Annotated in this window: 6 protein-coding genes and 1 tRNA gene; 5 read left to right on the top strand and 2 right to left on the bottom strand. The window is 61.8% G+C overall.

From position 1 onward, the window contains the following. Positions 1 to 35 precede the first annotated feature (35 nt). Entirely contained in the window at positions 36 to 1,574 is a 1,539-nt protein-coding gene (locus tag VF629_RS16180; protein WP_414653895.1) for a malate:quinone oxidoreductase, read from the bottom strand. A gap of 293 nt (positions 1,575 to 1,867) precedes the next feature. Between VF629_RS16180 and VF629_RS16175 the strand changes: the two genes are divergently transcribed. Further along, positions 1,868 to 2,959, top strand: coding sequence for an asparaginase (locus tag VF629_RS16175; protein WP_331059527.1), 1,092 nt, complete (start codon positions 1,868 to 1,870; stop codon positions 2,957 to 2,959). A gap of 117 nt (positions 2,960 to 3,076) precedes the next feature. Further along, positions 3,077 to 3,164: transfer RNA gene (locus VF629_RS16170), tRNA-Ser, on the top strand. Positions 3,165 to 3,441: 277 nt separating this feature from the next. Here the strand turns inward: VF629_RS16170 and VF629_RS16165 are convergent. Continuing rightward, positions 3,442 to 4,353, bottom strand: coding sequence for a bestrophin family protein (locus VF629_RS16165; protein WP_331059526.1), 912 nt, complete (start codon positions 4,351 to 4,353; stop codon positions 3,442 to 3,444). Positions 4,354 to 4,873: 520 nt separating this feature from the next. Between VF629_RS16165 and VF629_RS16160 the strand changes: the two genes are divergently transcribed. Genes VF629_RS16160 through VF629_RS16150 form a run of 3 tightly spaced genes read left to right on the top strand, consistent with a single transcriptional unit; the run spans position 4,874 to position 7,247 of the window. Next, positions 4,874 to 5,770 (top strand): helix-turn-helix domain-containing protein, encoded by an 897-nt coding sequence (locus VF629_RS16160; RefSeq protein WP_331059525.1) that lies wholly within the window; start codon positions 4,874 to 4,876, stop codon positions 5,768 to 5,770. 14 nt (positions 5,771 to 5,784) lie between these two features. After that, positions 5,785 to 6,324, top strand: coding sequence for a DUF2141 domain-containing protein (locus tag VF629_RS16155; RefSeq protein ID WP_331059524.1), 540 nt, complete (start codon positions 5,785 to 5,787; stop codon positions 6,322 to 6,324). Beyond that, on the top strand, positions 6,321 to 7,247 hold the full coding sequence (locus VF629_RS16150; RefSeq protein ID WP_331059523.1) for an oxidoreductase: 927 nt from the start codon (positions 6,321 to 6,323) through the stop codon (positions 7,245 to 7,247). The genes VF629_RS16155 and VF629_RS16150 overlap by 4 nt, the downstream gene beginning before the upstream one ends. Positions 7,248 to 7,489 lie beyond the last annotated feature (242 nt).

Genomic DNA, 7,489 nt, shown 5'->3' with positions numbered 1-7,489 from the left:
ACCCCCACGACGGTCCTTTTCGAAAGCTACTATTCTCAGGCGTCGAGTTGCAGCGCTTGGCGGCTGCGCTCGCGCACTTCGGCGGTCAGGGCCGGGTCATTGGCCAATTTCTGGCCGAATGAGGGCACTAGCTGGCGGAATTTGGCCTGCCACTCGGGTGTGGCCGAGCGCTCAGGGAAGCACTTCTGCACTAGGTCGAGCATGATGGCCACGGCCGTGCTAGCGCCAGGTGAGGCCCCTAGCAGGGCCGCAATGGAGCCGTCGGCCGCGGTCACCATTTCGGTGCCGAATTCGAGCACGCCACCTACCTTTTTGTCCTTTTTAATGACCTGTACGCGCTGGCCGGCTACTTCCAACTGCCAGTCGGCCGGGTTGGCGCCGGGGTAGTACTCGCGCAGGGCGGCGGTGCGGTCTTCCGGCGACTGCAGCACCTGCCCGATGAGGTACTTGGTCAGGCCCAGGTTGCGGGCGCCGGCATAGAGCAGCGGCCGGATGTTGCCCAGCTCAATGGAGCGGAACAAATCGGTGTAGGAGCCTTTCTTCAAAAACTTGGTGCTGAAGCCGGCGTACGGGCCAAACAGCAGTTCTTTCCGCCCGTTTATCTGCCGCGAATCGAGGTGGGGCATCGACATGGGCGGCGAACCTACGGCCGGCTTGCCGTACACCTTGGCCTCGTGCCGGGCGATGACGGCGGGGTTGCGGCACTTCAGCCACTGCCCGCTCACGGGGAAGCCGCCAAAACCATTGGCCTCCGGGATGCCCGACTTTTCGAGCAGCGGCAACGAGCCGCCCCCGGCCCCGATGAACACGAAGCGGGCCCGCACGATGCGGCTTTCGCCGGCGGCCAAATCGCGCACTTTCACGCGCCAGATGCCGTCGTCTTTGCGCCGGAAGTCTTCCACGTCGTGCCCCAGGTGCAAGTCCACGCCGGGCAGCGCTTTCAAGTGCTTGGACAGGCACCGGGTGAGCGAGCCAAAATTGACATCGGTGCCGATGGCCATGCGCGTGGCCGCCACCGGCGTGCCGGGGTCGCGGCCGTCCATCACCAACGGAATCCACTGGGCAATCTGGGCCGGGTCTTCGCTGAATTCCATGCCCTGGAATAGGGGGGAGTGCAGCAGCGCCGCGTGCCGCTTCCGCAGGTACTCCACGTTGGCCGCGCCCCACACGAAGCTCATGTGCGGAATGGTGCGAATGAAATTTTTGGGGTCGGGCAGTTGGCCTTCGAGCACCAACGAGGCCCAGAATTGCTTGCTGAGCTCAAACTGCTCGGCAATTTTGTCGGCTTTGCTGATGTCGATGGAGCCGTCGGGGCGCTCGGGCGTGTAGTTGAGCTCGCAGAAGGCCGAGTGGCCGGTGCCGGCGTTGTTCCAGGCGTCGGAGCTTTCGGCGGCCACGGCGTCGAGGCGCTCGAAGCCGGCAATGGTGAGGGTGGGGTCGAGGGCTTTGAGCAGCACACCCAGCGTGGCGCTCATGATGCCCGCGCCGATGACCAGCACATCGAACACGGGTTTGTTGGGGGTGGCGGAAGTCGGGGTCATAGCAAGAGTATGGAGATGGAAGCAATACGGCAGACGAGGCGTCGGGGCTGCTGCGTGGCGAAAAAACCGCCGCGCTACCTTGCAGAGCAGAACAACCAATTTCACTCCTTACCAAGGAGGGGACGCTGACGCGAAGCGTCAGCTGGGGTGGTTAGGGCGTTTGCGACGTTGGAGCGAAATCGTCCGGGCCTCGTTAGCTGCGCTGACCTTCGGTTCAACGTCCCAACCACCCCCGTCCGAGCCGGTGGCTCGAACATCCCCTCCTTGGTAAGGAGGGGAGTTTACCGTTCTTTCGCCTTCGTTTCCTCATTCCCAATTCCCGCCCGATGCCCGAATACGACCTCGACCTGCCCCTGCTGCCCCTGCCCACCCGCGCCGACCCCGCCAACGCCGCAACGCCGCGGCTGCTCATCATCTACACGGGCGGCACGGTGGGCATGGCCGTGAACCGCAGCGGCGAGCTGGTGCCCATGCGGTTTGGCAACCTCAACCGCAAAATGCCCGAGCTGGCCCGTCTGCCGTTTCAGCTCATGCTCTCCAGCCTGCCCGCGCCCTTCGACAGCAGCAACGTCACGCCCGCCGACTGGCTGTTTCTGGCCCAGCTCATCAGCCGGCACTACGCCGATTTCGACGGCTTCGTGGTGCTGCACGGCACCGACACCATGGCCTATTCGGCGGCGGCCCTGAGCTACGTGCTCGAGCACCTGGGCAAGCCCGTCGTGTTCACCGGGGCGCAGGTGCCGGTGGGAGTCAGCCGCTCCGATGCGCAGCGCAACCTCGTCACGGCCCTGGAAATTGCCGCCGCGCGCCACCCCCGCGCCCTCACCGTGCGGGTACCCGAAGTGTGCGTGTTTTTCAACGACGTGCTCATCCGCGGCACGCGGGCCAAAAAGGTGGAAAGCCAGCAGTTTGCCGCCTTCAAAAGCGAGAATTATCCGCCGCTGGCCCGCGCCGGCATCGGCCTCGAATTCGACGACAAAAGCGTGCGCCTGTTGCCCGGCGCCCACCTGAAAGTGCACACCAACCTGGAAACCAGCGTGGCCGTGCTGCGCCTGTTTCCGGGCATCACGGAAGCGGTGGTATCGGCCATCTTGGGCATCGCCGGCCTGCGGGGCTGCGTGCTCGAAACCTACGGCTCGGGCAATGCGCCCACCGCGCCGTGGTTTCTGCAGTGCCTGGCCGATGCCCGCGCCCGCGGCGTGTGGCTGCTCAACGTGAGCCAGTGCGAAGAGGGCCGGGTGGTGCAGGGCAAATACGAAACCAGCGCCCATTTCACGGAACTGGGCATTGTGGGCGGCGACGACATCACCACCGAAGCGGCCGTGACCAAGCTCATGTTCGTGCTGGGCCTCGGGCTGGGGGAGGGGCGCACCCGCCAACTGCTCATGCAGGACCTGCGCGGCGAAATCACTCCGTGATTTTTAGTTGTCAGTTGTTGGTTGTCCGTTGTCAGGTTGCCGGACGCGCACAAAACTGACAGCGGACAACCAACAACTGACAACTAGCCTCTATCTTTGCCCCACCAACCACCACCCTGAGGGGTGTCCGAGTGGTCGAAGGAGCACGCCTGGAAAGTGTGTATGGCTCAAAAGGTCATCGTGGGTTCGAATCCCATCCCCTCAGCTAAAAACCCCGTTTCTGTAATGGAAACGGGGTTTTTGCGTTTATGAAAAACAGGCAACAAATTGATTGACCAATGCTGCTTTCTGCTTTGGTTAGCGGCCCGTGGTGAAATAGCTTTCTTGTCCGGCTTTCCATTCTCCGCCTCAACTCCCCCCTACGGAACTCTGACGCGCAGCGAATTCCAACCAAAACTTCCCCCGAATCTTGCTGTTCCGTGCCGCAGCAGTATTCGCATCCACGAGAGTTGCGCCCGCGGTTGGGGCAAAGCTGGCCCGCCTCACATCAGATAGTAGGACTCGGCCTGGGCGGGAGCCGGCACGGTGCCCTCGGCCACCAACTGCTTGAGGTTGATTTCGATGGTGCGCGCAATGGCCGTCACCGGGGTGTCGGTAGGCTGGTTGCTGAACGGGTCCTGCAGGTGGCCGGCCGTGCGCTCCAGCAGCAGGAACGAGCCGGCAATGACCAGCAGCACCGGCGGCTCCCACCAGCCAATGGTCTCGACCAGGCTCAGGGAAAGCACCACCACGAACAAGTACACGAAGAAATGCACCAGTTGGCGGTAAGCCACCGGAAACACCGTGCTCTTGATGCGCTCGGCCTTGCCCATCGAGTCGACCAGGCGCACGAGCGTGGCGTCGAGCTGCGCCCGCGCCCACCCGTCCAGGGCCTGCTCTTCGTAGAGAGTTTTGATTTGGTCCGTGTGCAAGCCCACTAGGGCCAGGGGCTTGTTGGTGTGGTGGCGCACGGCAGCCAGTTCCTGCGCCGACAGGAACGGTTCGAGCGCGGACTCAACCTCTTGCCCGCGCAGCGACCGGCCCAGGGCGTAGCACCAGGCAATTTGCCGGTAGGCCACGGCCCGCAGGGGCGAGTCGGCCTCCCCGGGGCGCAGCACGGCGTTGGGCACGAAGCCTTGCACCTGTAGCACGAGCGTGCGCGAATCGTTGACGATGGCGCCCCACACCTTGCGCGCTTCCCACCACCGGTCGTAAGACTGGCTCAGGATAAAGGCCAGCAGCAGCGAGATGGCGCTACCCAGCAGCGTGGCCAGCTGCAGCGGGATGGCCGGCAGGAAACGGAGGTAGAAGTGCTGCATGAGCTGAAAAAACACGGAAATCAGCAGCACCCGCACCAGGTCGGACCGGATGGACCGAAAAACGTAGCCGAAGGGAATCGTCTTGTTTATTAGCATGCCAGGCAAGAAAACGGCCCGCGCGCGCTGGCACCGGGCCTCCTAAAGCTTCTGCTTACTTGGCCCCGACTCGCCGGGTTGCGACCGAGCCGGGGCTCGGGCCCCTAATCCGTATTTTCCGGTAGGGCCGATTCCGTACTTTTGCTGCCTCGCCTAAAGCCCGCGGCCGGGCAAGCCGTGGGCCGTGGCGCGAACGATAAAAAGCCTTCCGGGCCAACGCCAGGGAGTGGAGCACAAGGGGAGGGTCGCAGCTTATTTAGCCCTTAGTTAAAGTTAGTTTCTGGGGTTGTAGCGCGCCGCCGTGGCAAGCATTGAGCAACCGACCACCCGGTCGCTTCAGCCTAAGTTCACTTTTTGCACCGAAGCAACCACCAGACCACCAGATTTCGCCACTTGGCGCCAGTGCACCAGCCCATCTGTGCACACTCCTGCATGTTGCAGGCGGGAAAATATTCCTGGCCTGGTCAAACGCAGCTTCAGGGGCAGGCTGCTACACGGGGCCATCGTCAACCGAAATTCTATGCGATACAAGCATTCTGACCCTCTTAGCCACCAAAAGTTCGTGGCCCACTACATGGACGCGACGGCGGTAACGTTTGAATTTTACGACCGTCAAATCCAGATTTATCCCTTGTCGGCGGCGGCCTCGCTCCTCAAGCCGCCCACTCCACTTTTCCGCGCGGAATACAACTTCTTGCTGCTTTTTCGGACGGGCGGGGGTCAGCAGCAAGTGGACAATGACGTCGTTGACTTGGCCCCAAACGACGTGCTATTCATCCGGGACGGGCACCTGAACGCCATCAAATCCATTGAGCCGGCCACCGAGGGGTATTTCATACACATCGACAGCCTCTTGCTGCCCCACATTTTTGCCGACGGCGCCTTGCTGCACCGTCTCACCTTCTACCCCAAGCATTCGGTTTCGGGGGCCGAGATGGAATGGCTCTGTAAGTGCTGCGAATTGCTGCTTTCCCAAACCGGCGGAAACGCGTCTGCTCACGAAATCCAGCTCGCGCTGCTCAAAGCCCTGGTGCTGAAGTTGGCGGCGGCCACGGCCACCACGTGGCACAAGCCGGACCGGCAGTGGGAAATCACCACGTTGTTCAAAGAACTGCTGTACGCGCACGTGGGGCAGGCCCGGGACGTGAAGTTTTACGCAGATGCGTTGGCCGTTTCCGAAAACTACCTGAACCGGTGCGTGAACCACACCACCAACCGGCCGCCCAAGCAGCACATCCACGAGCTCGTGATTGCGCACAGCAAGGTGCTCTTGCAGGACGGCTCCAAAGCCATTGCCCAGGTCGCCTTTGCGCTGAATTTTTCCGACCCGTCTTATTTCGGCCGGCTGTTTAAGCAAGTGACCACGCAAACGCCCACCCAGTACCGCGCCGCACTTACGCAAGGTTTGTCCGAGTAATTGCACGTTTTCTGATGGAAAAAGGCGCCGCTGCCTGCTCACTTTTGCGGAGCCCGAAGGCCCGTAGGTACGGACTGCCGGAAGCCACCGGGTTTATGATTCAACCATCAGAAACAGTGACAATGCTTGCCAACCTGACCATCGTTCTGCTCGTTCAAACGCTCGGGCTGCCGGTGCCCAAGCCGCTGAAGCAACGGGCAACTTTGACGATTGAAGTCGTGAATGTTGAGAAGAACCGGGGAAAAGTCGTGGTCGAAATCTACAACGAAAAGTCCGGGTGGTTGAAGAGTCCCTTTCGAAGAGCGGCGCTGGCCACCGGGGCGAACGCCGCCACGGCTTCCTTCGACGTGCCGCCGGGCAAATACGCCGTGTCCGTGTACCAGGACCTGAACGAGAACAACCGCTTGGACCAGAATTTCCTGGGCATTCCGAAAGAACCCATCGGGTTTGGGAACAATTATAAGCCCTTTGGCAAGCCAAGCTTTGAGCCGGCCCTGATTGACCACAAACCGGCCGGTAAATCTCAAGCCATTAAGCTGTTCAGTGTGCTATGAACGTCGAAGCAAAGAGCCAAAAATGGAGCATGGACCAAGTGTCTTCCCAGCGGGGCAAAGTGGCCGTGGTGACCGGGGCCAACGGAGGCATAGGCTTTGAAACCGCCCTGGCCTTGGCCAAAAAGGACGTGGAAGTGGTGCTGGCCTGCCGGAATGTGCCCAAAGCCGAAGCCGCCAAAGCCCAAATAACGGAGCAGTACCCGGCGGCGCGGCTGCAATGCCTGCCGCTGGACGTGAGCCGCCTGCGGGAAGTCCGCGAATTTGCCGCCCAGCTGCAACGGCAGTACGGGCAGCTCGACCTGCTCGTCAACAACGCCGGCGTGATGATGTCGCCGTACGAAGTGACCGAAGACGGCTTTGAAAACCAGTTCGCCACCAACTACTTGGGCCATTTTGCCCTCACCGGCGGGCTGCTTCCGCTGCTGACCGGCACCGCCGGTTCGCGGGTGGTCACGGTCAGCAGCTTGTCCTACAAATGGGCCGAGATTGACTTCGGCGATTTGCAGGCCCAACGCGGCTACAGCCGCCGCAAAGCCTACGGGCAAAGCAAGCGAGCCTGCCTGATGTTTGCCTACGAGCTGCAGCGCCGCTTGGCCGCGGCCGGCCACGGCACGCGGTCGGTGGCGGTCCACCCGGGGCTCAGCAAAACGAATCTGGACCGGTATTTTCCGGCGTTGATTCGGCCGCTCGGCAACCTGTTTTTGCAGCCCGCGGCTCGGGGAGCGTTGCCGCTGCTCTACGCGGCGCTGGCGCCCGCCATCCACGGCGGCGAATTCATTGGGCCGGACGGGTTTCAGCAAATTCGGGGTCACCCGACTCGGGTAGATTCGGACGATTATGCCAAGGACGAAAAAATAGCCGCACGGCTGTGGAAGGTCAGCGAGGCATTGACCCATTGCCGCTACCTCTCCGATAAAGCATAGGGCGGCTACTGAGCCAGCAGGCATTCCTCCGCAGCCCGAAAAGAATGCCCAAGCGTCTCAAACGAAACCCCGTTTCTAATAGTGGAAACGGGGTTTTTATTTAACGGCCGACTGCCGAAGCGGCTTGCGCAGGTGTAGCATCTTTCCGTCTTCGACCTTGTCTCCCGGCATTTGCTTTCGGCTTGTTTCAACAACCGCGTGTACTTTAGAGCAGTTTCGGGGTCGGAGTACAGTAGCGGGGG

It is taken from the genome of Hymenobacter sp. (assembly GCF_036388155.1).
GTDB lineage: Bacteria > Bacteroidota > Bacteroidia > Cytophagales > Hymenobacteraceae > Hymenobacter.
The sequence above is the reverse complement of the archived record's forward strand: the minus strand, read 5'-3'. Positions and strand labels throughout refer to the sequence as shown.